The organism is Litoreibacter ascidiaceicola, assembly GCF_900129235.1.
GTDB classification, from domain to species: Bacteria; Pseudomonadota; Alphaproteobacteria; order Rhodobacterales; family Rhodobacteraceae; genus Litoreibacter; species Litoreibacter ascidiaceicola.
Genome location: NZ_FQUV01000002.1, coordinates 394087 through 418569 on the forward strand (window position 1 = coordinate 394087; position 24483 = coordinate 418569).

17 protein-coding genes and 1 tRNA gene are annotated in these 24483 nt (G+C 57.0%); 6 read left to right on the forward strand and 12 right to left on the reverse strand.

Annotation, left to right across the window (positions count from 1 at the left end; all coding sequences use genetic code 11):
- Positions 1-15: 15 nt before the first annotated feature.
- The 4 genes from trmFO to BUB72_RS05050 form a co-directional block, all read right to left on the reverse strand.
- The gene (gene trmFO, locus BUB72_RS05035) at positions 16-1374 is read right to left on the reverse strand and encodes a methylenetetrahydrofolate--tRNA-(uracil(54)-C(5))-methyltransferase (FADH(2)-oxidizing) TrmFO (RefSeq protein WP_073141725.1); all 1359 of its coding nucleotides are present in this window, start codon (positions 1372-1374) and stop codon (positions 16-18) included.
- An 89-nt stretch (positions 1375-1463) separates the two neighbouring features.
- Positions 1464-4220 carry a DNA gyrase subunit A gene (gene gyrA, locus BUB72_RS05040; RefSeq protein ID WP_073141274.1) on the reverse strand — a complete coding sequence of 919 codons (2757 nt, stop codon included), beginning with the start codon at positions 4218-4220 and terminating at the stop codon, positions 1464-1466.
- A gap of 132 nt (positions 4221-4352) precedes the next feature.
- Positions 4353-4817 carry a disulfide bond formation protein B gene (locus BUB72_RS05045; protein ID WP_073141276.1) on the reverse strand — a complete coding sequence of 155 codons (465 nt, stop codon included), beginning with the start codon at positions 4815-4817 and terminating at the stop codon, positions 4353-4355.
- Entirely contained in the window at positions 4814-5389 is a 576-nt protein-coding gene (locus tag BUB72_RS05050) for a YqaA family protein (protein WP_073141278.1), read from the reverse strand. Before BUB72_RS05050 ends, BUB72_RS05045 begins: the two co-directional genes overlap by 4 nt.
- Before the next feature lie 119 nt (positions 5390-5508).
- Here BUB72_RS05050 and ypfJ point away from each other — a divergent pair, with 119 nt between their 5' ends.
- The 3 genes from ypfJ to BUB72_RS05065 all read left to right on the forward strand — a co-directional run bounded on the left by ypfJ (position 5509) and on the right by BUB72_RS05065 (position 8428).
- A complete protein-coding gene (gene ypfJ, locus BUB72_RS05055; protein ID WP_073141280.1) occupies positions 5509-6369 on the forward strand; it encodes a KPN_02809 family neutral zinc metallopeptidase in 861 nt (286 codons plus the stop codon).
- 125 nt (positions 6370-6494) lie between these two features.
- On the forward strand, positions 6495-7079 hold the full coding sequence (locus BUB72_RS05060; RefSeq protein WP_073141281.1) for a TRAP transporter small permease: 585 nt from the start codon (positions 6495-6497) through the stop codon (positions 7077-7079).
- The gene (locus tag BUB72_RS05065) at positions 7076-8428 is read left to right on the forward strand and encodes a TRAP transporter large permease (protein WP_073141282.1); all 1353 of its coding nucleotides are present in this window, start codon (positions 7076-7078) and stop codon (positions 8426-8428) included. The genes BUB72_RS05060 and BUB72_RS05065 overlap by 4 nt, the downstream gene beginning before the upstream one ends.
- Here BUB72_RS05065 and BUB72_RS05070 read toward each other — a convergent pair.
- Positions 8425-8943, reverse strand: a complete 519-nt coding sequence (locus BUB72_RS05070) for a glutathione peroxidase (protein WP_073141283.1) — start codon at positions 8941-8943, stop codon at positions 8425-8427. The genes BUB72_RS05065 and BUB72_RS05070 overlap by 4 nt on opposite strands.
- Before the next feature lie 157 nt (positions 8944-9100).
- Between BUB72_RS05070 and BUB72_RS05075 the strand changes: the two genes are divergently transcribed.
- From BUB72_RS05075 to BUB72_RS05120, 3 genes are all read left to right on the forward strand, one after another.
- Positions 9101-9184: transfer RNA gene (locus BUB72_RS05075), tRNA-Leu, on the forward strand.
- 1055 nt (positions 9185-10239) lie between these two features.
- A complete protein-coding gene (locus tag BUB72_RS18510) occupies positions 10240-17310 on the forward strand; it encodes a cadherin-like domain-containing protein (RefSeq protein ID WP_083588569.1) in 7071 nt (2356 codons plus the stop codon).
- Between the two features lie 247 nt (positions 17311-17557).
- Entirely contained in the window at positions 17558-19342 is a 1785-nt protein-coding gene (locus tag BUB72_RS05120; RefSeq protein WP_073141284.1) for a Hint domain-containing protein, read from the forward strand.
- Between the two features lie 27 nt (positions 19343-19369).
- On the opposite strand, the gene BUB72_RS05125 is transcribed toward BUB72_RS05120, so the two are convergent.
- The 7 genes from BUB72_RS05125 to BUB72_RS05155 form a co-directional block, all read right to left on the reverse strand.
- On the reverse strand, positions 19370-19963 hold the full coding sequence (locus tag BUB72_RS05125) for a nucleotidyltransferase family protein (protein WP_073141286.1): 594 nt from the start codon (positions 19961-19963) through the stop codon (positions 19370-19372).
- Positions 19960-20295 (reverse strand): DMT family transporter, encoded by a 336-nt coding sequence (locus BUB72_RS05130; RefSeq protein ID WP_073141287.1) that lies wholly within the window; start codon positions 20293-20295, stop codon positions 19960-19962. Before BUB72_RS05130 ends, BUB72_RS05125 begins: the two co-directional genes overlap by 4 nt.
- A 124-nt stretch (positions 20296-20419) precedes the next feature.
- Positions 20420-21628 carry an NADP-dependent isocitrate dehydrogenase gene (locus tag BUB72_RS05135; protein ID WP_073141289.1) on the reverse strand — a complete coding sequence of 403 codons (1209 nt, stop codon included), beginning with the start codon at positions 21626-21628 and terminating at the stop codon, positions 20420-20422.
- A 115-nt stretch (positions 21629-21743) separates the two neighbouring features.
- Positions 21744-22322: an HD domain-containing protein gene (locus BUB72_RS05140; protein WP_073141291.1), complete on the reverse strand. Its 579-nt coding sequence runs from the start codon at positions 22320-22322 to the stop codon at positions 21744-21746.
- A gap of 27 nt (positions 22323-22349) precedes the next feature.
- Positions 22350-22598 carry a hypothetical protein gene (locus BUB72_RS05145; protein ID WP_073141293.1) on the reverse strand — a complete coding sequence of 83 codons (249 nt, stop codon included), beginning with the start codon at positions 22596-22598 and terminating at the stop codon, positions 22350-22352.
- 1 nt (position 22599) lies between these two features.
- Positions 22600-23730, reverse strand: coding sequence for a glycosyltransferase family 2 protein (locus tag BUB72_RS05150; protein WP_217653841.1), 1131 nt, complete (start codon positions 23728-23730; stop codon positions 22600-22602).
- A gap of 16 nt (positions 23731-23746) precedes the next feature.
- Positions 23747-24403 (reverse strand): alpha/beta hydrolase, encoded by a 657-nt coding sequence (locus BUB72_RS05155; RefSeq protein ID WP_073141297.1) that lies wholly within the window; start codon positions 24401-24403, stop codon positions 23747-23749.
- Positions 24404-24483 lie beyond the last annotated feature (80 nt).

The following is a 24483-nucleotide window of genomic DNA, read 5'->3' on the forward strand; positions in this document are numbered from 1 at the left end:
AGCGTGGCAAATTCCTTAGGCCGCGTCCAGCCGGGCGTCTTCGAGCCAGCTTGTCCAGGCTGCTTTGGCGCGATCCGTGTACATTTTATAGCGGGTAGCGCGATTTTTGCGGCCTGTTTTGGCATCAACCACAGGTGGGAAGAGGCCGAAGTTTACATTCATCGGCTGGAAAGTCTTCGCCTCCGCGCCGCCTGTGATGTGCGTCACCAGTGCACCCATTGCTGTTTCCGGCGCAGGTGTGCTCAACTCGCGGCCCAGAAGCTCTGCGGCGGCGTAACGTCCTGCCAGAAGGCCCATCGCGGCGGATTCAACATATCCTTCGACGCCAGTGATCTGACCGGCAAAACGCAGATTTGGCTTCGACTTCATGCGCATCTGCGCGTCCAGCAGGGTGGGCGAATTGATGAAGGTGTTGCGGTGAATGCCGCCAAGGCGCGCGAACTCAGCGTCCTCTAGGCCGGGGATCATCCGTAGCACGTCTTTCTGAGCCCCGTATTTCATCTTGGTTTGAAAACCTACGATGTTGAACAAGGTGCCAAGCGCATTGTCGCGGCGCAGCTGCACAATGGCATGCGCTTTGATGGTCGGCTGGTGCGGGTTGGTCAGCCCGACCGGCTTCATCGGCCCATAGCGCAAGGTTTCGCGACCACGTTCCGCCATCACCTCGATAGGCAGGCAGCCATCGAAATAACCTGCGGTTTCGCCCTCTTTGAACTCGGTCTTCTCTGCCGCCAGAAGCGCGTCGATGAAGGCTTCGTAGGTTTCTTTGTCCATCGGGCAGTTGAGATAGGCCGTGCGGTCTTCTTCTGTTTCACCCTTGTCGTAGCGGGACTGGAACCACGCCTTTTCCATATTAATGGTATCGAAATAGATAATTGGTGCGATGGCATCGAAGAAGGCCAAGGCATCTTGACCCGTTTCAGCCGCGATCGCGTTTGCCAATTCCGGCGATGTCAGCGGTCCCGTCGCGATGATCCAGCTTCCATCGATCGGCAACTCGTTAACCGGTTCGTAAGACACCGAAATGTTGGGGTGACTTTTCAGCTTCTCTGTGACGGATTGTGCAAACGGGTCGCGGTCCACGGCCAGTGCGCCACCAGCGGGCAGGGCGTGTTTATCGGCCATCTCCATGATGATGCCACCGGCCTGACGCATCTCCCAATGAAGCAACCCCACGGCGTTCTGCTCGCTATCGTCGGAGCGGAAGGAGTTGGAGCACACCATCTCCGCCAGATCGCCGGTGCGGTGGGCGAAGGTTTCGACCTTGGGGCGCATCTCGTGGATGACCACTTTGACGCCCATATTCGCGGCCTGCCAAGCGGCTTCGGAACCCGCCATGCCGCCACCGATGATGTTGAGGATGCTATCTGTCATGAGGGGGATGTAGCGCAGCGCGGAGCCAAGCACAAAAGCAAAATGGCCACCCGATTAAGGTGGCCATCTGCGAAATCGTTGAGAAGCGCTTAGCTTTCGTCGGTTGTGGCCTCCGGTGCCTCATCCGCGTCGCTGTCTTCGTCACCCTGATCAGCGATGTAGGCGACAGAGACGACCTCTTCGCCCTTGCCAGTATCGAAGACTTTCACACCACCCGCAGAGCGGGAGCGGAACGAAATACCGTCAACAGGACAGCGGATCGACTGGCCTTTCGAGGTTGCCAGCATGATCTGGTCCCCCATCTCGACCGGGAAGGAGGCGATGATCTCACCACCGCGCATCGCCTTGTCCATGGCTGTGACGCCCATGCCGCCGCGACCACGCACAGGGTAGTCGTGAGACGAGCTTAGCTTGCCTGCGCCGCCTTTGGTGATGGTCAGGATCAAATCCTCATAGGCGGACATCTCGGCGTAGCGTTCCGGCGTGATGTCGCCTGCCGGTGCTTCTTCATCTTCTACTTCAGCATCATCGGCCAAGCCCATGATTGCACGCCGCATTTTAAGATATGCAGTGCGCTCGGACGGGTCTGCCTCAAAGTGCCGGATGACCGACATGGAGACAACGCGCTGGCCGTCTTTCAGCCGGATGCCCCGCACACCTGTCGAGTTGCGCGACGAGAAGACCCGCACATCCGTCGACGAGAAGCGGATCGCACGGCCCGCATTGGTGATCAGCATGACGTCGTCATTTTCATCGCAGATGCGGGCGTTTACCAATTCCACACCCTCGGGCAGCTTCATCGCGATCTTGCCGTTGCGCATGACATTGGTGAAGTCCGACAGCGCGTTGCGACGGATATCGCCTGCGGTCGTTGCAAACACGATCTGCAGGTCGCCCCAGTCCGCCTCGTCGCGGTCCACCGGCATGATGGCCGCGATGGACACACCGGTCGGTATCGGCAGAATGTTGACGATGGCCTTGCCCTTGGCGGTGCGACCGCCTTGCGGCAAGCGCCATGTCTTGAGCTTGTAGGCCATGCCGTCCGTGGTGAAGAACAGCAGTTGCGTGTGGGTATTGGCTACGAACAATTGCGTGACCACATCGTCATCCTTGGTGGACATGCCTGACAGGCCCTTGCCGCCGCGACGTTGCGCGCGGAATTCGGCCAGAGGGGTGCGCTTGATCCAACCCGATTGGGTGATCGTGACGACCATGTCCTCTTTCTCGATCAGGTCTTCGTCTTCCATGTCGCCAGACCAGTCCACGATCTCGGTGCGGCGGGGGACGGCGAATTGCTCTTTGACCTCTTTCAGCTCGTCGCTAATGATCTCCATGATCCGCTCGCGGGAGCGCAGGATGGCGAGGTATTCGGTGATCTTCTTGGCAAGCTCTTCCAACTCGTCCGTGACTTCCTTGACACCAATCTGGGTAAGGCGCTGCAGACGCAACTCCAGAATGGCGCGGGCCTGGGTCTCGGAAAGATGATAAGTGCCGTCCTCGTTGACCGTATGGGTCGGGTCGTCGATCAGCTTGATATACTGGGCGATGTCAGCGGCAGGCCAAGCACGGGTCATCAGGCGGCTACGGGCCTCGGCAGCGTCGCTGGAGGACCGGATCGTAGCAACGATTTCGTCGATATTGGTCACGGCGACGGCTAGACCACACAGGATATGGCTGCGTTCGCGTGCTTTGCGCAGCTCGAACGCGGTGCGGCGGGCGACGACTTCCTCACGGAAGGCCACGAAGTTTGTCAGGAACGTGCGCAGGGTCAGTTGCTCGGGCTTGCCACCATTCAGCGCCAGCATGTTGCAGGCAAAGCTGGTTTGCATCGGGGTGAACCGGAACAACTGGTTCAGCACAACCTCGGCAGTTGCGTCGCGTTTCAGCTCCACAACAACGCGAACACCGACGCGGTCGGATTCGTCTTGGACGTGGCTGATGCCTTCGATCTTCTTGTCACGGGCTGTTTCGGCGATCCGCTCGATCATCGTCGCTTTGTTCACCTGATACGGGATCTCGGTGATGATGATGGCGAAGCGATCTTTGCGGATTTCTTCCACATGGGTTTTGGAGCGGACGATGACAGAGCCGCGACCCTCGGTATACGCCTTGATCGCGCCCGAGCGGCCAAGAATGATGCCACCCGTCGGGAAGTCGGGGGCAGGGACGTATTCCATCAACTGATGCTCGTCCAGATCGGGGCTTTCAATCAGCGCCAGCGTCGCGTCAATCACCTCGCCCAGATTGTGCGGTGGAATGTTCGTCGCCATACCCACGGCAATACCGCCCGCGCCGTTAACCAGCATGTTCGGGAAACGCGCCGGAAGAACGGTCGGCTCGCGGTCCTTGCCGTCGTAATTGTCTTGAAAGTCGACGGTGTCTTTTTCGATATCAGCGAGCAGGGAGCCCGCAGGCTTGTCCATGCGCACTTCGGTATAGCGCATCGCGGCGGGGTTATCGCCGTCCATGGACCCGAAGTTGCCCTGACCATCCAGAAGCGGTAGCGACATGGAGAAATCTTGCGCCATCCGCACAAGCGCGTCGTAGATCGCACTGTCACCGTGCGGGTGGTATTTACCCATGACGTCGCCCACCGGTCGGGCGGATTTCTTGTAAGATTTGTCATGCGTGTTGCCGGTCTCGTGCATGGCGTAAAGAATACGGCGGTGGACCGGCTTGAGGCCGTCGCGCAGGTCGGGAATCGCACGCGAAATAATCACACTCATTGCATATTCTAGGAACGAGGTTTTCATCTCGTCGGCAATATTGATCTGCGGCCCGTCGTGATGCATCCGCTGCGGCGTGTTTTCTTCTTCGTTTTCAGGGGTTTCCGGCGTGTCGTTCACGTTGCGTCCGATCTCGTGTTGGAAGCGCCTCAAGGCGTCTATATCTAGTTGTCGGCACTATAGCCCAACCTAGGTTTAGGGTGCAATGGGGGTGGCCCGAATGAGCCTTGCGCATGCTCCGGAAGGCTTGGGTCAGTCGCTTCTGCGGGCCGCGACGATCCAAAGCCCTGCCAGAAACAGCGAGATAATTGCGTTCCAACCCGCCATTGAAATGCCGGCCAACGCCCACGGGATTTCGTCACACCGCACCAAGGGGGCTGCCATGATTTGTTCCAGCAGTTGCTCTGGCGTCAAATTTGAAATGTCGCCGGATGTGCAGGTGGACGGGCCACTCCACCATTTCTGCTCGACACCTGCATGATACATACCGATCAGGCCCGTCGTTGCGGCTGCCAAGGCCCCCAGCAAGGCCAGCAAGCGATTTGGGATCACCAGAAATGCAATACCGATGACGAAAGCGAAAGCATGAGGCCAGCGTTGCCACAGACACATCTCGCAAGGTGGGTAACCGGCAATCTGAAACAGGAACGCCCCGCCTAAAAGCAGCACCGAGCCACCAGCGGCCGTGGTTACGATCTGTGCGCGTGTCATGCTCATATGAATTTCACCAATGCAAAGCCGCCCAATAGGACGAGAAGAAAGAGTGTGAGGGCCAGCCCCAGTCGCTTCTCGATAAAGTCGCGAATGGGGTCGCCGAATTTCCACAGCAAACCGGCGACAATGAAAAAGCGACCGCCGCGAGCGATGATGGAGGTAACAAGGAACGTACCCAAAGGCATCCCGGTCCACCCTGACATTATCGTGATGACCTTATAGGGAAACGGGGTCAGCCCCGCGATAAGGACGGGCCAGAATCCCATATCGTTAAAGCGGGCGTTGAATTCCAACGCGGTGTCGCCTTTTCCTAGCGCTTCGAGAATTGGGCGTCCGACCTGCTCAAATGCGAGCGCCCCGATGGCATATCCCAACAGCCCGCCGGTGACCGAAGCGGCCATTGCGATGCCCGCGATCAGGAACGCTTTGTTCGGACGCGCGATAATCATCGGGATCATCAAGATATCAGGGGGGATAGGGAAGAACGAGCTTTCCGCGAACGCCACGACGATAAGCGCCCATATAGCGTATGGATGATCCGCCAGGGACAGAGTCCAGTGATATAGTCGCTTCATCTCAAGTCCTGCTTCGCCTCAAAAGCGCTCGCTTATATATGCGCGCTGCCTACGGGTAGTTTGCCTTCGTAACACCATGGCCCTAGAAAGACGCCAAGTCTAGTAAGAGGAGCGCTCAGATGCGTTGGAAAGGTCGGCGAACCAGCCGCAATATTGAAGACCGCCGTATGCAATCCGGCATGGGGCGTGGCGGCAAAGCCGGTGGCATCGGCGGCGTTGGCATCATCGCGGTTCTGGTGATCGGGTATTTCCTAGGCGTCGATGTCACGCCTCTGCTGCAAAGTTCGGGCGGCGGGCAGGTTGCGTCTCAGGGCGGAGAGATCACCGAAGCCGACAAACAGGCGGGTGAGTTTGTATCGGTTGTTTTGGGCGATACCGAAGAAGTCTGGGCCGAGATTTTCAACGAGCAGGTGGGGCGTCCGTATAAGCCCGCAACGCTGGTTCTGTTCAAAGGCGGTACGCAAAGCCCCTGTGGTGGCGCATCCGGCGCATCGGGACCGTTCTACTGCCCCGCAGACAAGAAAGCCTATCTCGACACCGAATTCTTCACGACCTTGTCGCGCCGCATGGGCGCATCGGGTGATTTTGCTGCCGCTTATGTCGTGGCCCACGAGATTGCCCACCATGTTCAAAACGAGCTGGGCATTCTGGGGCAGGCAAACAAAATCCGGCAACAAGTGAGCCAGGCAGAGAGCAACGCAATTTCGGTGCGTATCGAGCTTCAGGCCGATTGCCTGTCAGGCGTTTGGGCGCGCTATGCGCAAGCGCGGTTCAACTCGCTTGAAAAAGGTGACCTGAAAGAGGCCATCAATGCAGCAAAGCAGATCGGTGATGATACGTTGCAGCGTAACGCAGGCCGCAGGCCAAATCCGCACAGCTTCACGCATGGCACGTCGGAGCAGCGCCAGCGCTGGTTCGCCACAGGCTATGAGAAGGCGACGGTGCAAAGCTGCGATACGTTCAGCACCGACCGTCTTTAACGCAAGGGATTGGCGTCATCGCGCAAATCAACAATCCTATGTCGCATCGTGACCTCACCGGGGCGAAAATACCCCTTAGCTCCGCGCATAGCGCTCGCAGTCTTGCGCGGATGTAAGAGGAACGCATGGCTCTAGCCTCAGAATTCGAAACCCGCGTGGGACGCGTGCTTGAGGCAGTATGCCGTATGTTGGCGATTGTCGGCGGGCTAGTGCTTGTCGGCGCAGCCTTGGTGACCGTCGCCTCCATTATCGGGCGGTTTTTCCTGTTTGCAGGGCTAGGACCCGTCAGGGGCGATTTCGAGCTGGTCGAAACCGCCTGCGCGATCGCAATTTTTGCATTTCTGCCGTGGTGCCAGCTAAACCGCGGCCACGTTACGGTCGACGTCTTGGTTGACCGGATGCCTGCGCGAGCGAAGGCCGTATTCGGCTTGATAGGTGATCTGGCCGTTGCTGTGGTCGCGGGGCTGATATTCTGGCGGCTCTATTTGGGGTTTGCGGAGAAATTCCCATACGGTTCAGAGACGTTTCGCACCGCCTTCGGCATGGGGGTCAAACCCTACTATCCTGAAACAACCTATGAATTGCAGCTGCCCGTCTGGATCCCCTTCGGGCTGTCAACAATCGGAGCGGCGTTGTTCTTTGTCGTCAGCCTCTACACCGTGTGGCGGGCGTTGAACTGGGTTTTGACCGGTAGGGAAACCGCGATATGAGCGGCTTGGAACTGGCCCTGTCCGGCTTTGGCCTCATGCTTGTGGGGATCTTCCTGCGCATTCCCATCGGTATTGCGATGTTTGCGGCAGGTTTTCTGGGGACTTGGGTGGTGCTGGGCCGACCCTCTGCCACACTCAGTCAGATGAAGACCTTAACCTACGACACGTTTTCCAGCTACTCGCTGACCATCGTGCCACTGTTCTTGTTGATGGGGCAGTTTGCCACCAAGTCGGGCATGAGTTCCGCCTTGTTTAACGCAGCTTCCGACTGGCTGGGACATCGAAAGGGCGGGGTGGCCATGGCGGCTGTCGGGGCTTGTGCCGGGTTCGGGGCTGTCTGCGGCTCGTCCTTGGCCACCGCGAGCACGATGGGTCATGTCGCCCTGCCTGAAATGCGCAAGCGCGGCTATTCCGACGCTTTGAGCACAGGCGTGTTGGCCGCCGGGGGCACGTTGGGTATTCTGATCCCGCCGTCGATAATTCTGGTGATCTACGCCATCCTGACAGAGCAGAACATTGTGAAAATGTTCATCGGCGCGCTGATCCCCGGTATACTTGCGGCCCTTGGCTACATGCTGACCGTCGCCATCTATGTGCGGGTGAAACCCGGATCCGGCCCGGTTGCAGAGCGCAAGCCGATCAAGGCACGGTTTCGTACACTGATCAAGGTATGGCCGGTTGTGCTGATCTTTGTGCTCGTCATGGGGGGAATTGCGGCGGACTGGAACTGGTTCAAGCCGGGAGTTCAGGCCCTGTTCACACCAACGGAAGGGGCCGCTGTCGGTGCGGTCGCGACTGGACTATATGGCATCGCCACAGGCGGCCTGGATTGGGATGGCTTCAAGGCCTCCATTCTGGAGACGGCACAATCCTCGGCGATGATCTTCCTGATCATCTTCGGAGCACAGGTGTTCAATTCGTTTCTTGCCTTCACTCAAGCCCCGCAGGCGATGGCCGAGTGGGTTTCGGTGCAGGGCTTCGCGCCGATGACGGTGCTGATTGCGATGTTGCTATGTTACCTGATCTTCGGCTGTGTCATGGACAGCCTGTCGATGATTTTGCTGACCATCCCGATTTTCTTCCCGATCATCGAGTCGCTGGACTTTGGGATGGGGGCAGAGCAAACGGCGATCTGGTTCGGGATCCTTGCGCTGATCGTAGTTGAGGTGGGGTTGATCACGCCTCCGGTGGGGATGAACCTGTTCATCATCAATCAAGTGGGCAGGGACATTCCGATTTCGCAGACCTATCGCGGCGTTTTGCCGTTTGTTGCGTCCGATCTGGTGCGTGTCGTCGTGCTGGTGGCGTTTCCCGGCCTCACATTGTGGCTGGTCGGGGTGATGTTCTAGGAGCCGGAGAGCAACGCGTCAATCTGGCTGCGAATGCTGCGCCCCATCGGATTAGCGCCAGAGCCGAATGTCGCGACGACTTTGCCTGATCCGTCCAGAAGTACTTTGTTGAAGTTCCAGCGTGGAGTGAAACCGGTCTGGGCTTTAACGTCCTTGTAAAACGGGTGCGCCTGCGCGCCGCGGACATGTGTGACATGGGTCATTGGCAGATCCAGCGCAAAATTAACCGCACAGAATTCTTTCACCTCTTCAGAGCTTGCGAGTTCCTGCTTGAAATCGTCCGAGGGGACAGCAAGGACGACCAATCCCTTTGCTTTGTAGGTGTCATAGAGAGCTTGGAGATCGTCATATTGCTTGGTGAACGCACACAGGGATGCGGTGTTCGCGATCAGCACCGGGCGACCCGCCCACTTATCAAGGTCGATCTCGCCGCCATCAATGTTCGGGAAGGTAAACGCCAGTACAGCGCCTGTTTGCAACATTAGGGCGGCGGTGAAGCTGAGTAGGGTGCGCATGGTCGTGTCTCCTGTTTCTACCATTATAGGTAGGTCTCAAAATTGAAGTATCAAAAACGTCACGATAATGCGTTCCACGAATTGACGCGCCTGATCGCTTTGGCTACACCGCACGCACCTCTGGTGGCGACTACCGCGCTGCCATACGAGACAAGGGGCCCGAGTGGTGGAATGGTAGACACGACAGATTCAAAATCTGTTGCCGAGAGGCGTGTCGGTTCGAGTCCGACCTCGGGTACCATTATTTCCCCGGACATTTATCAGCCAGATGACCGTGGACTTATCCACAGGCTAGTTAGAATTCGCTGAAATCTGGTCGGTTAACCAAATGATGTGCAGACTTTGCCAACAGTATGGCGGGATTCGGGCTGGCCGCAGATTTTAGAAACAATTCTGACGCGCTGGAACTGATTGTTTCTATTATGAGAACGATAGGGCAGGTGCTGACTCAGGTGCCGCAAGGGCAGCTTCCCCGAATCGGACTCGAGGAATTGAGGAAATCGAACTTTTAATAAACAATCCTTTGGGTTCTGGCGTGATTGTCTCACCGTTTCATAAGGGGAAAAGATAATGGGAAGAAACCATAAATGGGGCAAAAAGTATGAAATTACCTACTCTCGTGTAGCTGGAGTTATAGCAGGCGCAAAGTGCAGTTTCGACCATGCGTGAAGGTGTTAGCAGAATGAAAACATTATGAATTAAGTCATTCTGCTTTCTCGCAAGGACCGACTCGCTTCGATACGACCTCTGGCATTCAGTGCGTTAATCGCCCTTGAAACAGTAGGTCTCGAACAAAGGTCCATCCCGAAAAAAGGACTTTTTTGTGTCCACTTCAAAACATTCTGCTTTTTGCCCGACTGTCTAATCGGTATCACAAACTACGCCCAACTGGGGGGTGAAGACATAGGCCACGGGGGCGGCCGCACGATGACGCATCTCTGCCAGATGCGAGGGACGTCGTGTGATCGCTTGCGTGGCGCGTTGGTTTACAACGGGCGCAGAACGTAATCCGTCACCGACATTGGGCATGGATGCCCGAACTATCCCCTTGTTTAGGCACCGCGTCGGCGTGTGGCCGCTGTTATGGCGTCTTCACTCAGTCACGGGTGAGATCGAAATGCACGATGCCAAAGGGATTACTCATGGCTGAAGCGATTGTACTGATGGGTGTTTTGACGGCGTTTAGCGCCGTTTTTTCCGTTGGGATGATTTCACGCGTGCGCGCTAACGAGTTTGTCGAATTCACGGGGTCGGTTGCGCATCGACCGATATCCGTGAAGTCATAGGAGACTGAAAATGCCTAACGTTCTGCTTACGTTTGAAGACCTGCAAGCCGGTGACATTGTTAACGGCCAATACAACAGCAATGGGGTGACCATCAGTTCGGGCAACCCTGCCACACCTCCTATGGTGTTCGACTCCGACAACCCGACGGGTGGAGATTCCGATCTCCACACCAACAATTTGGGCAATGTCCTGATTTTGTCGGAAGATGGCGACAGCAACGACCCAGACGACAACGCAGGTGGCGGCAAATTCATTTTCGAGTTTGATGAGCCTTCCGAAGTCGTAAACTTCCGCGCGCTCGACGTTGAGGAGGGCGGAACCGTTCGCCTTTACAACGAAGCAGGTCAGTTGATCAAAACGGTTCAAATCCCTTGCACATCAAACAACGGCCAAGTGACTGTGAACATCAATGCAGACGGCGTTGCGCGCATGGAAGTAGTGTTGTGCGGCTCGGGTGCGATCGACAACATTTGCTACGTGACACCAGAAGCCGTCGACGAGCTTGACGGCGTTGTCGAAGGGTCTGCCGGTGCAGATGTTATCGACGCGGCCTATGATGGCGATCCGGATGGCGACATGATTGACGCCAATGACGAAATTCTGCCGGGCGAAGGCCCGAATGACGATATCGTGGACGCCTTCGGTGGCGACGACACGATTTCGTCGGGCGAAGGCAATGATGAAGTCTATGCTGGCTCCGGCGACGATACCGTCGATGGCGGGACTGGCGATGACATCATCTATGGCGATAGCAACTACAGCGGCGCTGGCGCAGGCACGACTGTGCGCGAGAGCTTCGAGTGGGACTTGCAATCCGAGAATGAAGTGGATTCTACATTCGTTCAGGACACCGGAAATGTTGAAGTCACTTTCACACGCACGGCTGACGTAAACAATCATGATAGCTATCTGAATGATGAACAGCTGAATGTGGACGGCATTGACGACGGCTCCGAAGTTGTCGACACCGACAGCGGCTTGACCTCCATCACCAATGGCTCGAACGGTCGGGGCGAATTCCAGTGGGAGTTCTCGTCCGCGGTTACCGATGTAGATTTCAACATCAACGACATCGACGGCGACGGCGTGGTCAAAGTGACGGCGTACGATGCTGATGGCAACGAGATCCCCGTACAGCTCTCCGGTGGTAGCAATCTGACGCTCATCGATTCGGATGGTGTGAATGGGGTCGACACCGCCGACAGCAACGGTGGATACGCGAACACGAACTCTGATTTGTACAACCTTCAGGTGAGTATTGCTGGCCCGGTTGCACGGATCGTTGTCGAGCATACCCAAGATGGCGGCAACAACTCGGGCGTCCGCATCACGGACATGTTCTTCGACACGAATACCTCAGTGGTCGACAACGGCCCGGACGGCGATGACACGCTGCGCGGTGGTGACGGCAATGACACCATCTATGGCGAAGGCGGCAATGACCGACTCGAAGGTGGTGCTGGCGATGACACGCTGGATGGCGGCGACGGCAATGACACAATTATCGGCGGTGCGGGCAACGACACTGCAACCGGTGGTGCTGGCAATGACGAAATCTGGATGGGGTCTGGCGACGACACCGTTGATGGTGGCGACGGGAACGACTGGATCCACGGCCAATCCGGCAATGACACGCTGAACGGCGGCGCTGGCGATGACATGATCTTCGGTGAAGGTGGTGACGACCGCATCGAAGGCGGCGAGGGCAACGACGCCCTGTCCGGCGGTACCGGAGATGACGACATCTTCGGCCAAGGCGGTGACGACACCATCGAAGGTGGTGCTGGCGAAGACTTCCTGATTGGCGGCGACGGTAACGATACCATCGACGGCGGCGACGACGATGACATTCTGTGCGGCAATGACGGCGACGACGTCCTGACGGGTGGCGCTGGCAATGACGTGCTGGAAGGCATGAACAACAACGACACCTTGTTCGGTGGCACAGGCGATGACCGTCTCTACGGCGACGCTGGCGACGACACCCTGACTGGTGGCGAAGGTGCCGACACGATCCTTGGTGGGTCTGGTCGTGATACAATCCTCGGTGGCAACGACGGCGATACGGTCGACGGTGGCACAAGCGGTGACGACTTCGACATTCTGGACCTGACCGGCGAAGGCCCGTTCCGCATCGTCAACGAAACCGTTGATGCTGACGGCGACAGCACCTCGGGGACGGTCGAATTCCTCGACAGCAATGGCGATGTCACAGGATCCCTTCAGTTCACCGAGATTGAGCAAATCATCGGCGATCTGGTCAATCAGGGCCCCGATGCCATCGATGACTCGGCCACGGTCGACGAAGATGACAGCGTTACGATTAACGTGCTGGGCAACGACACAGATCCGGAGAATGATAACCTGACTGTCATTGATGCCACCTCGCCAGATGGTGAAGTGACAATCAATGCTGATGGTTCAATCACCTTCGCACCTGCTGAAAACTTCAATGGTGACACGACAATCACCTACACGATTGAAGATGAGGCCGGAAACACCGACACAGCGACGGTCAACGTCACTGTCACTCCGGTGAACGACGATCCGGTTGCGAATGATGATGTGGCCTCGACCGACGAGGACACATCTGTCGACATCACCGTGCTCGGCAATGACACCGATGTGGATGGCGATGATCTGACAGTGACGGACGCAACAAGCCCGGACGGTGACGTTGTGATCAACGCTGACGGCACGCTGACCTTCACGCCAGAGGACGACTTCAACGGCGAGACGACCATCACCTACACCGTCTCTGACGGCAATGGCGGCACTGACACTGCAACCGTTACGGTCACCGTCGGCTCGGTCAATGACGGCCCCGACGCTGTGAACGACGAGAGCACCACGGATGAGGACACACCGATCACGGTTGATGTTCTGGCCAACGACACGGACCCGGAGAACGACGACCTGACAGTGACCGGCGCGACTGTTCCTGTAGAGCAGGGCACGGTCGAGATCGTGGGCAACCAAGTGGTGTTCACACCTGCCGAGAACTTCAACGGCACGGCGACCATCAGCTACTCGATCACCGACGGCAATGGCGGCACGGACACAGCGATCCATGTGGTCAACGTGACCCCGGTAAACGACGCGCCAGTGGCGGTTGACGATATCGCAGAGACCTTCGAGGACGAAGCCGTTGTGATCGACCTGATCGGCAACGACACAGATGTCGACGGCGATCCGTTGAACATCGGCACCGTTTCGGTTCCGCCCGAGCAAGGCACGGTCGTCGATAATGGCGACGGCACGGTGACCTTCACTCCGGCCCCGAACTACACGGGCCCCGCGCAAATCACCTACACGGTCCAGGACGGCCAAGGTGGTGAAGACAGCGGCGAGGCAGTGGTGAATGTCGAGGTTATCGGCGTAAATGACGGCCCTCAGGCTGTTGATGACACGGCGACCACCGACGAAGACACACCGGTTACGATCGACGTGTTGGACAACGACTTTGACACCGAAGGTGACGAGCTGAGCATCACGACAGCCAGCGTTCCAGCGGATCAAGGCACGGTTGAGGTTGTAGACGGCCAATTGGTGTTCACACCGGCTGAGAACTTCAACGGCGAAGCGACCATCACCTACGGTATCACCGACGGCAATGGCGGCGCGGATATCGGCGAAGTCATCGTGACAGTGACACCTGTGAACGACGACCCGATTGCGGTTGATGACATCGAAACCACGGACGAAGACGAGGCGATCACGATTGATCTGATCGCCAACGACACAGACGTTGACGGCGACCCGCTGAGCGTCGGGTCGGTCTCGGTCCCTGCGGAGCAAGGCACAGTTGTCGACAATGGCGACGGCACGGTGACCTTCACTCCGGCCCCGAACTTCAACGGCCCGGCGACCATCACCTACACGGTTGTTGACGGCCAGGGCGGCGAAGACGAAGGCCAGGCCGTCGTCTCGGTCGGTGCAGTCAACGACGGTCCCGTGGCTGAAGACGACAGCGACGTGACCGACGAGGACACGCCGGTCACTGTTGATCTGCTGGCCAACGATTCCGACGACGACGGCGACGACCTGACAGTCATCAACGCCACGGTCCCTGCGGATCAAGGCTCGCTGGTCGACAATGGCGACGGCACGGTGACCTTCACGCCCGCGCCAAACTTCAACGGCACAGCGACGATCTCGTACGAAATCTCCGACGGCAACGGCGGCACAGACACCGCGGTTCACACGATCGAAGTGGCACCGGTGAACGACGATCCGGTTGCGAATGATGATGCCTACTCCATGGATGAAGACACCGAGATCACCGTCTCGCCGTTGGAAAATGACACGGATGTCGATGGCGATACGCTGACCATCACCGAGATCACGGAGCCCGAAAACGGCGAAGCGGTGTTGAATGCCGATGGCACGATCACCTACACGCCTGATGATGATTTCGCGGGTGAAGACACCGTGACTTACACCGTTTCCGACGGAAATGGCGGCACCGACACGGCAACGATCACCTTCACGGTGTCGGGTGTCAATGACGGCCCCGATGCTGTGGATGACGAAGCGTCTACAAATAACGTGACGCCTGTTGTGATCCCGGTTCTGGCCAACGACACGGACCCGGAGAATGACGATCTGACCGTGACCGAGGCATCTGTGGATGTTGGAGACGTGACTATCAATGCTGATGGCACTCTGTCCTACACACCAGAAGCCGACTTTGGCGGTGTGGCGACGATCACCTACACGATCACCGATGGCAATGGTGGCTTCGATACCGCGACTGTCACTGTAAAGGTGAACGACGGCATTGTTGAAGGCACTGCCGGTGACGATCTTATCGACGTCAACTACATGGATGACCCTGAAGGGGACATGATCGACAACAACGATGAATTCCTGCCGGGCGAAGGCCCACAGGACGACATCGTGCTGGCAGGCGACGGCAACGACACTGTGCTGGCTGGCGAAGGTGACGACGAGGTTTACGGTCAAGCAGGTGACGACACCCTCTACGGTGAAGCCGGCGACGATTACTTGTCCGGTGGCGAAGGCGACGACGTTATTTATGGTGGCGACGGCGACGACACGCTGGATGCGGGCCAAGGCGCTGACCAGTTGTTCGGTGAAGATGGTAACGACACGCTTCTGGGCGGGCCGGGAACCGACTTGCTGGATGGTGGTGCTGGCGACGATACTCTGATCGGGGCCAATAACGACGATGAAATTATCGGCGGGACAGGCAACGACACCATCGAGGGTAACGACGGTAACGACGTTATCCGTGGCAATCAGGGTGAAGACATCATCGATGGCGGCGCTGGCGATGACACCATCGGCGGTGGCAACGACAACGACATCATCGACGGTGGCGAGGGCGACGACACGATCCAAGCTGGCGACGGTGACGATACGGTTGTTGGTGGTCTGGGCAATGACACCATCGAAGGCAATGACGGCGACGACGACATCCAAGGCAACGAAGGGGATGACACCATCTCCGGCGGGGCGGGCAATGACACCATCGACGCAGGTGACGGGGACGACACAGTCCTTGGCGGCTCTGGCGATGACGTGATTGATCTGGGCGACGGCGACGACACTGTCACTGCAGCTGGTTCTGGCGACGACACCGTGTTTGGTGGCGCTGGCAACGACAACATCACCACCAATGACGGTAACGATACTGTCGAGGGCGGCGATGGCGACGATGTCATCAACACCTCCGGCCATTCACCGCTGCCTGATCTGGGCTACCCCGGTCTGTTCCCAAGCGATCCAAACCCGAACGACGACAGAGACTTCGTTGACGGCGGTGCTGGTAACGACACCATCACGACGGGCGACGATGACGATGTCATCTTCGGTGGCGAGGGTGACGACATCATCGACGGCGGTCTGGATCGCGACACCATTGATGGTGGCGACGGCGACGACCGGATCGTGGGTGGCGAAGGCTCCGACACCATCGACGGTGGTGACGGTGACGACACCATTTATGCCGGTATCGACCCCGATTTGGGTCTGCCTGATAACCTCGACATTGCTGATGATGATGGCGATCTGGTGACAGATAACGGTCAGGATGTGGTCAATGGCGGCGACGGCAACGACACGATCTTTGGCGCTGACGACGACGACATCCTCAACGGCGACGCGGGCGATGACTATATCGACGGCGGCGTGGACGATGACACCATCAACGGTGGCACCGGAAACGATACGCTGATCGGTGGTCAGGGAGCTGACACAATCGATGGTGGTGGCGATCGTGACACGATCATTGTCAGCAGTGCCGAAGATGGCATCGGCGACGTTATCGATGGTGGCACTGGCTCCACGGCCCCGGGTGATGCGGATGATTTCGACATCCTTGACCTGACAGGCTCCGGTCCGCTGCGGATTGTGGGTCAAACCACAGATGCAGACGGAAACTCCACTTCCGGTACGGTCGAGTTCCTCGACGGTGTTGGCGGTGCGGTAATCGGATCGCTTCAGTTCTCCGAGATCGAAAGCATCGTTCCTTGCTTCACGCCGGGCACGTCGATTGCAACGCCACGTGGTGAAATCCTTGTCGAGGACCTGATGGTCGGCGACAAGATCATCACCCGTGACAACGGCATTCAGGAAATCCGTTGGATTGGCGCTAAGCGCATGGACGGTCGCGAGTTGCAAAACAACCCGCATCTGCAGCCTGTCTTGATCCAGAAGGGCTCTCTCGGGAACGGCCTGCCAGAGCGTGATATGCTGGTTAGCCCGAACCACCGGATGCTGGTCAACAACGACCGTGTTGCTCTTTACTTCGACGAGAACGAGGTTCTGGTTTCGGCCAAGCACCTGGTCAACCCGTCGGAAGGTGTTCAGACCATCGCGTCGATGGGAACCACCTACATCCACTTCATGTTCGACAACCACGAAGTTGTCCTGTCGAACGGCGCGTGGACAGAGAGCTTCCAGCCGGGTGACTACAGCCTGAAAGGCATCGGCAACTCGCAGCGGAACGAAATCTTCGAATTGTTCCCAGAGCTGCAGGGTGAGGCTGGTCGTGAGGCTTATGCCTCCGCCCGCCTGACGCTGAAAAAGCACGAAGCTAAACTGCTGTTTAAGTAAGCGGTAGATATCGGGCAGCGCTTGGTTGCACTGCCCGAAACGCGACGAGTGTTAAAGAGAGGCCCCATTCCTGGATTGGGGCCTCTGCTCGTTTGATTTGGCTAAATCAAGTCGGCTCACATAGCTTTGACGGGGAAACTCTCGACTGCTTTGACCTAGTGATTAATCATGGATTCGAGCTACTTTAAACGAAGAGGCGCCTCATTTTCCTGACGCGCCATGTCTGCTTATCCTTGGGGGATACGTTTTGGCTACTATCAATGGCACAGAAAACGACGACGTTCTGAACGGAACAAATCTTGACGATACAATTACCGGAAACGGTTTAGATGACACAATCAATGCTGGCGACGGCAATGACACCGTTTATGGTGACTATGGTCCCAGCGGCGCCGGCAATGGTGCGCAGGATGCGGACCCTTTGCAGCTCCAGTTTGCCAACGCCCAAAACGAAAGCGCCGACGGCACCAGCGTCGAGTATCTTGACGCAACTACGTTGGAAGACGGTACGCCGATCAAGGTCAAGCTGACCCTTCTGTCGAAGTCCAACCCGAACCTCACGGTAGATCTGACCGGAGGAGACGGGTTTGAAATTCTGCTGAACGGTGTGTTTAACGCTTCGATGCGCGGACAAACTGTCGAAATCCGCATGGAGTTCTTTAATCAGAACACCGGAGAGCCAGTGACATTGAACACGGTCGGGACATTTGGGGATTTGGATCGCGCAAGCAATGGCACCGAAAACGTTACCATCTCCAAGCAATTCGTCAGCGGCTTCGGGATCTCCCAGAATTCCAATCTTATTGTCCAGGATGGCGCGAACACTATCTCGGCCTCCGGCGGACGGGATACGAACCCGTCAGATCAGAATGCGTGGTTCTCGACCCAAATCGAAGGGCAGCAATTTATCGAGTTCACCTTGACCGCACGCGGTGGGCAGACCGGCTATTCGATGAATGGCAACTTGATTGAAGACGTGGTTATCGTTCCGACCGAACCGGGTGACGACACCATTGATGGTGGCACTGGCGACGACGTGATCTTCGGCCAAGAAGGCGACGACACCATCTCTGGTGGTGAAGGGAATGACACGATTGATGGCGGCTCTGGTGACGATACAATTTACGGCGGCGAAGGCAACGACCGCGTCGATGGCGGCACAGGCAATGACCTGATTGAAGGTGGTGCAGGGCGAGACCAACTCAGTGGTGGCGACGACCGCGATACATTTGTGGTTTCAAGCGGGGCAGATGGCTCCGGCGACCGAATTGACGGCGGGACTGATGGCGACGATTTCGACACGCTGGATCTGACCGGAAGCGGTCCTTTACGTTTTGTGAACCTGACAACCGATGCCGATGGCGACAGCCAGTCGGGCACCGTGGAGTTCCTTGACACCAACGGCAATGTGTCTGGCCGATTGCAATTCTCGGAGATCGAACAGATCATCCCCTGCTTCACGTCCGGTACGTTGATTGCCACGCCCAAAGGTGAGGTGCCGGTGGAAGCCCTGCGCGAGGGCGACCGTGTCATCACGCGTGACAATGGTTTGCAGCAAATCCGCTGGATTGGCAAAAAGACCGTGGGCGCGAAAGCGCTTCAACGTTATGCGCATTTGCGCCCGGTTCTGGTGCAGGCCGGATCGCTTGGGCATGGAATGCCGGAGCGCGATCTTCTGCTCTCCCCGAACCACCGCGTCCTTTTGATGAACGAGCAAGTCGGCGTTTTGTTCGAGGAACGTGAAGTGCTTTCCTCGGCCAAGCACCTGTGCCAGCGTGATGGGGTGGATATCTTAGAAGCATCTGCGGGCGTGACCTACTGGCATATCCTATTCGACAATCACGAGGTGATCCTGTCCAACGGCGCGTGGAGCGAAAGCTTCCAGCCCGGTGACTATTCGCTCAAAGGGGTGGGGCAGGCACAACGAAGCGAAATCTTCGAGCTGTTCCCTGATCTAGGCGACACCGTCGGGCAAGCGGCCTACGGATCTGCCCGATTGGTGTTGAAAGCACATGAGGCAAAGCTGCTTTGAGGCGCTGACTTTCTAAGGCTTGGCCAGCTATGTCTCTTGTTCGGCACGCCAATCTTCCCAGTCTTCCGGGGTGTCCAAATCGCGCAAGGCGGCGGTTCCAATTGGTACAAGAACGGTGTCGGATTTGTGCTGTCGAAGGACAGGCTGCGCACCTGTGTCGCCCTCCAATTGCTTGAGGTCTTCAAACAACGCGTTCCGGATCAACACAGGATGGCCGGCTTTGCCGTTGCCATCAGCCCCGCGCAGGATGGTTGCAAGCGGGTGGGCCTTGGCCGCCTTGATAATCTTATCTAGGTCCGCCGTTGTGATATCAGGCAAATCCGCCAGAACAATCAGCACGGCCTCCGCATCAATTCCGACCAACCCGCAGCGCAAAGAATGCGAAATCCCATGCTCTGCGCCCTCGTTGTAGATGATGTCGATGTCCAGTCCTTCGAGTGCCTCGGCTCTATATGGCTTATCCGGAGGCAACACAGCCCGCACCCGATCAGCCAATGATGCAATGCAGGTTATCGCGCGTTGCCGGACGAGTGGAATTCCTTCGATGTCTTCCATCAGCTTGTCACGTGATCCCATCCGTGAGGATGCGCCACCTGCAAGAAGAAGAGCTGCGATTCTCAATGGGTTGCCGTAGTTGAAAAGAGGTTGATGACGAGGATACCAGCAAGGATCAAAGACATGCCGAATACAGCGGCAAGGTCCAGCTTCTGGCCAAAATAGAGCCAGCCTATGATGGCGATGAAAATGATCCCAAGTCCCGACCACATTGCATACATGATGCCCACCGGTAAAACCTTGAGCGTGAGGGACAGGAAGTAAAACGCGATGGCAAAACTTCCCAAAGCCAGCACGGACGGCCAAAATCGGGTGAACTGTTGCGAGGCTTGCACCGAGGATGTTCCGACCGTTTCGGCAAGCACGGCAACGATCAGAAAGATGTAGTGCTTGGGCATTTGGAATTCTCCGCGCTAAGGGTCAATTCCAATAGGCTAGTGCGGATTTTTAAGGAATACCACCACCCGAATGTGTAAAAGGGCCAGCGTTTCCGCTAGCCCTTTTCCGTTATATTGTAACAGCTTACATGGCCTTGTTGAGGTTCTCGTCGATCTTCTCGAGGAAGCCTTCGGTGGTCAGCCATTTTTGATCCGGACCCACAAGCAGGGCGAGGTCTTTGGTCATGAAGCCGCTTTCTACGGTGTCCACGACAACCTTCTCCAGCGTTTCTGCAAAGTTTTGCAGTTGCGTGTTGTTGTCCAGTTTGGCGCGGTGCTTCAAGCCACCTGTCCACGCATAGATCGACGCGATGGAGTTGGTCGAGGTGGCTTCGCCCTTCTCGTGCTGGCGGTAGTGACGGGTCACTGTGCCGTGCGCAGCTTCGGCCTCCACGGTGTTGCCATCTGGCGTCATCAGCACGGATGTCATCAGGCCAAGCGAGCCGAAGCCTTGTGCAACGGTGTCGGACTGAACGTCACCGTCGTAGTTTTTGCAGGCCCAGACATAGCCACCATTCCACTTCATGGCGCAAGCGACCATGTCGTCGATCAGGCGGTGCTCGTAGGTGATGCCCGCAGCTTTGAACTTATCTTCGAACTCTGTTTCGTAGATGTGCTGGAACAGCTCAAGGAAGCGACCGTCATATTGCTTGAGGATCGTGTTCTTGGTGGACAGGTAGACCGGCCAGCCCAGCGACAGACCATAATTCATCGACGCACGGGCAAAGTCGATGATCGACTTGTCGAGGTTATACATCGCCATCACCACGCCGGAATCCGGTGCGTCAAAGACTTCGCGCTCGATCACTTCACCGTCGTCGCCGACGAATTTCAGTGACAGCTTGCCGCCGGTCGGAAATTTGAAGTCGGTCGCACGGTATTGATCACCAAATGCGTGACGGCCAACAACAATTGGCTTTGTCCAGCCGGGAACCAGACGCGGCACGTTGGAGCAGATGATCGGCTGGCGGAAGATCACGCCGCCTAGGATGTTGCGGATCGTGCCATTGGGTGAGCGCCACATCTCTTTGAGACCGAACTCTTCGACGCGGGCTTCGTCAGGGGTGATCGTCGCACACTTGACGCCAACGCCGTATTTTTTGATCGCTTCGGCGGCATCAACAGTGATTTGGTCATTGGTGTCGTCGCGGGCCTGAATGCCAAGGTCGTAGTATTTCAGGTCGACGTCCAGATAGGGCAGGATCAGCTTTTTCTTGATGAAGTCCCAGATGATGCGGGTCATTTCATCACCGTCGAGTTCGACGACGGGGTTTTCTACCTTAATTTTAGACATGTGCGCCTCCGGCAAATGGGGAATCTACTGCGCGTCTCATAGCGCACCTTGCATGGCTTGGGAAGACGGTATGCCATTGTATACGGAAATGACGCAGGTCGGGCGGTTTATCGCGCTAATGTGCGTCGAACCAGGCGTCAATGCGTGCTTTCAGGTGATTCCAAAGGGCAGGCGCACCACGACGTACCTTCACCCCGACGCGACGATCAAGCTGTTCTGGTGTGACTTTGTATTCAGGCCACGTGCCGCCGCCAGTTTCAAGATTGGCGACAACGGGCTGAACGCGGTCAATGGATTTGGCAAAGACCGCATCGTCCGTCTCAGCGGCTTCAAACTCGTTCCAAAGGGCGCGAAACTCCGCGGCCTGTAGGGCAGGGAGCAGGCCAAATATCCGATCGGCGGCGGCTTGTTCCACGCGTTCCATCTCGACGGGATCATGATTGCCGTGAATAGGATTGTCGCCGGCGTCGATTTCCACCAGATCATGGAGCAGCAGCATCTTTATCACGCGGTCGGTATTCACCGGACGTTCCGCATGTTCAGCCAAGACCATCGCATAAAGAGCTATGTGCCAGCTATGCTCGCCCGAGTTCTCCTGTCGCGAGCTGTCGCAAAGTGTGGTGCCACGTAAAACGGATTTGAGTTTGTCCGCCTCGTTCAGAAAGGCGAATTGCCGGGATAATTTGTCGCTCACAAGATCACCATCGGTAGGCTTCGCACCTTAGCCCTTATCACCACTGGTCGGAAGCTTCTCGCCTTGCTTGCCAGCCAGCTTGTCCTTCAGGAACTTCACAGCCCGCGCTTCGGCTTTGCGGACACGCACGGCGGTCAGAAAAGCCTCTTGGGTGGTTTGCGAAGATGCACCGATCAGGGTCGCGACATGCGGAATGACGCTTTCGTCATCCAGCTCGTTTTCGACAGCGATTGCTTTCTTGGCAAGGTTGTCGGCGATGTCTTCGGTGATGCCCATATTAGTCCTCCAGAGGGTTGGGTGGCGTGGGACGAACAGTTTTAAAAATACCGTCCAACAGTCCTGCGGACTTTGCAAACTCAATGTCAGCCAAGACGCGGGGTTCGTCGACATCTTGAAATACCGTCTGGAAGGTTGCCTTCTCATCCGGAGCCATGGAGTTGTAGATTTTCAGAGCGGTGCGGGCACGATCAAGGACTGCTCGCCTACCAGTTTGAATGGCCTCGGCCAATTTGTGTTTTTCGACGAACGCTTCGAAGCCTTCAGCCCACGGCTCCATCAGTGAGTGAGCTAGTTTCAAAGGAGCGGCGGTGCTTGCAACCATGGTCGACCGGTAGCCTGGCCGATTCGTCTTAAAAGGAAGCGTGTCGATTGGCCTGCCTCGCGCAAGCGCGGCAAGGTACTCCGGTTGGCTTCTAAACATTTGGTGAATCACAGCTGCGCTACCGGGCGTCGGAGGGCGTCCCGTGGTCATGTTGCAATCATCATCGAGGGGAAAACCCGACGCAGCGATCTGCGTCTTGATCGCAGAACTTGTAATGTGGTGAGGATTGAGACCGGTGCGCGGCAGATCACGACGCCAAACGCTCTTGATGTGCATTGCGCAGACCGCGTCGACAGGGCCACCCAAGGGCAGGGTGAAGGTCCGTGCGTCGGTGAAGGGTAAAACCCAATTGAAAGCAATAAGGTCAGGGCGTTCCTGACTGTCGATGTAGTCTTGAATTGACACTGTACCATTGAGCGGAACCCAAAACTCGTCGATATCAAGAAACATCCCATATCCAGCTTTGCCAAAACGTCGCTCCAGCATGGACAAGGTGCGCGAGTAAGCGTCGCGCTGGAAAAACCTTTCTTTCGGCTTCGTCGGGAATGCATCTCCGTTCAAGCGCATCACTCCGCGTTGACCACTTGCAATCGCATCTACGATTGCCGGCGTTGCATCGGTGCAATTATTGGTAATGATGCAAATAGGGCTGAAACCCATCTGAAGGTGATGATAAATGAACTGCGCGATATGCGCTGCCTCATTGGCCGCAATCGCCACCAGTGCCACAGGTTCCTTGGCAGGCTGCTTCCGTGTAAACACCTTTGAAAAAGTTGAGTTGAAACGCTTGCCTATCGTGGTAACCAACGGATGCTTCACAGGGCTATCTGGTATTCTCTGTAAGACGACGTTGGACGTATTCCTCGACCGAGCCGGTCAGCGTGTCCATGTGATCATTCTCGAAGAAGTGGCCAGCGCCTTCAACCTCTTGGTGGGTGATCGTGATGCCCTTCTGCTCGTGCAGCTTGTTCACCAGATTAACCGTGTCCTGCGGCGGTGCTACGCGGTCGCCGAGGCCGTTGATCATCAGGCCGGAAGCCGGGCAGGGGGCGAGGAAGGAGAAGTCGTACATGTTAGCGGGCGGCGAGACCGAGATGAAACCCGTGATCTCCGGGCGGCGCATCAAAAGCTGCATGCCGATCCACGCGCCGAAACTGAACCCAGCAACCCAGCAGTGCTTGGCGTTCTGGTTCATCGACTGAAGGTAGTCGAGCGCAGAGGCCGCGTCGGACAGCTCCCCGATGCCTTGGTCGTATTCACCTTGGCTGCGGCCAACGCCACGGAAGTTAAACCGCAGCACGTTGAAGCCCATGTTATGGAACGTGTAGTGCAGGTTGTAGACCACGCGGTTGTTCATCGTGCCGCCGAATTGCGGGTGCGGGTGCAGGATGATCGCGATAGGGGCGTCACGCTTGCCTTTGTGGGGGTGGTAGCGGCCTTCAAGACGGCCTTCCGGTCCGGGGAAAATCACTTCGGGCATTGGCGTCTTTCCTTGCGTCAGATTAAGAGCTGCCCCATATAGTTGACGAGATTGCTCAGGTAATCTAGAATTATTCTAAG

What these genes read in the sequence shown, in the direction of transcription:
- BUB72_RS05155 (WP_073141297.1), bottom strand. Translation starts at nt 24,403, where the DNA reads ATGCCCGAAGTGATTTTCCCCGGACCGGAAGGCCGTCTTGAAGGCCGC.
- BUB72_RS05060 (WP_073141281.1), top strand. Translation starts at nt 6,495, where the DNA reads ATGGCTCTAGCCTCAGAATTCGAAACCCGCGTGGGACGCGTGCTTGAG.
- BUB72_RS18510 (WP_083588569.1), top strand. Translation starts at nt 10,240, where the DNA reads ATGCCTAACGTTCTGCTTACGTTTGAAGACCTGCAAGCCGGTGACATT.
- BUB72_RS05135 (WP_073141289.1), bottom strand. Translation starts at nt 21,628, where the DNA reads ATGTCTAAAATTAAGGTAGAAAACCCCGTCGTCGAACTCGACGGTGAT.
- BUB72_RS05065 (WP_073141282.1), top strand. Translation starts at nt 7,076, where the DNA reads ATGAGCGGCTTGGAACTGGCCCTGTCCGGCTTTGGCCTCATGCTTGTG.
- BUB72_RS05045 (WP_073141276.1), bottom strand. Translation starts at nt 4,817, where the DNA reads ATGAGCATGACACGCGCACAGATCGTAACCACGGCCGCTGGTGGCTCG.
- BUB72_RS05050 (WP_073141278.1), bottom strand. Translation starts at nt 5,389, where the DNA reads ATGAAGCGACTATATCACTGGACTCTGTCCCTGGCGGATCATCCATAC.
- BUB72_RS05145 (WP_073141293.1), bottom strand. Translation starts at nt 22,598, where the DNA reads ATGGGCATCACCGAAGACATCGCCGACAACCTTGCCAAGAAAGCAATC.
- trmFO (WP_073141725.1), bottom strand. Translation starts at nt 1,374, where the DNA reads ATGACAGATAGCATCCTCAACATCATCGGTGGCGGCATGGCGGGTTCC.
- ypfJ (WP_073141280.1), top strand. Translation starts at nt 5,509, where the DNA reads ATGCGTTGGAAAGGTCGGCGAACCAGCCGCAATATTGAAGACCGCCGT.
- BUB72_RS05070 (WP_073141283.1), bottom strand. Translation starts at nt 8,943, where the DNA reads ATGCGCACCCTACTCAGCTTCACCGCCGCCCTAATGTTGCAAACAGGC.
- BUB72_RS05130 (WP_073141287.1), bottom strand. Translation starts at nt 20,295, where the DNA reads ATGCCCAAGCACTACATCTTTCTGATCGTTGCCGTGCTTGCCGAAACG.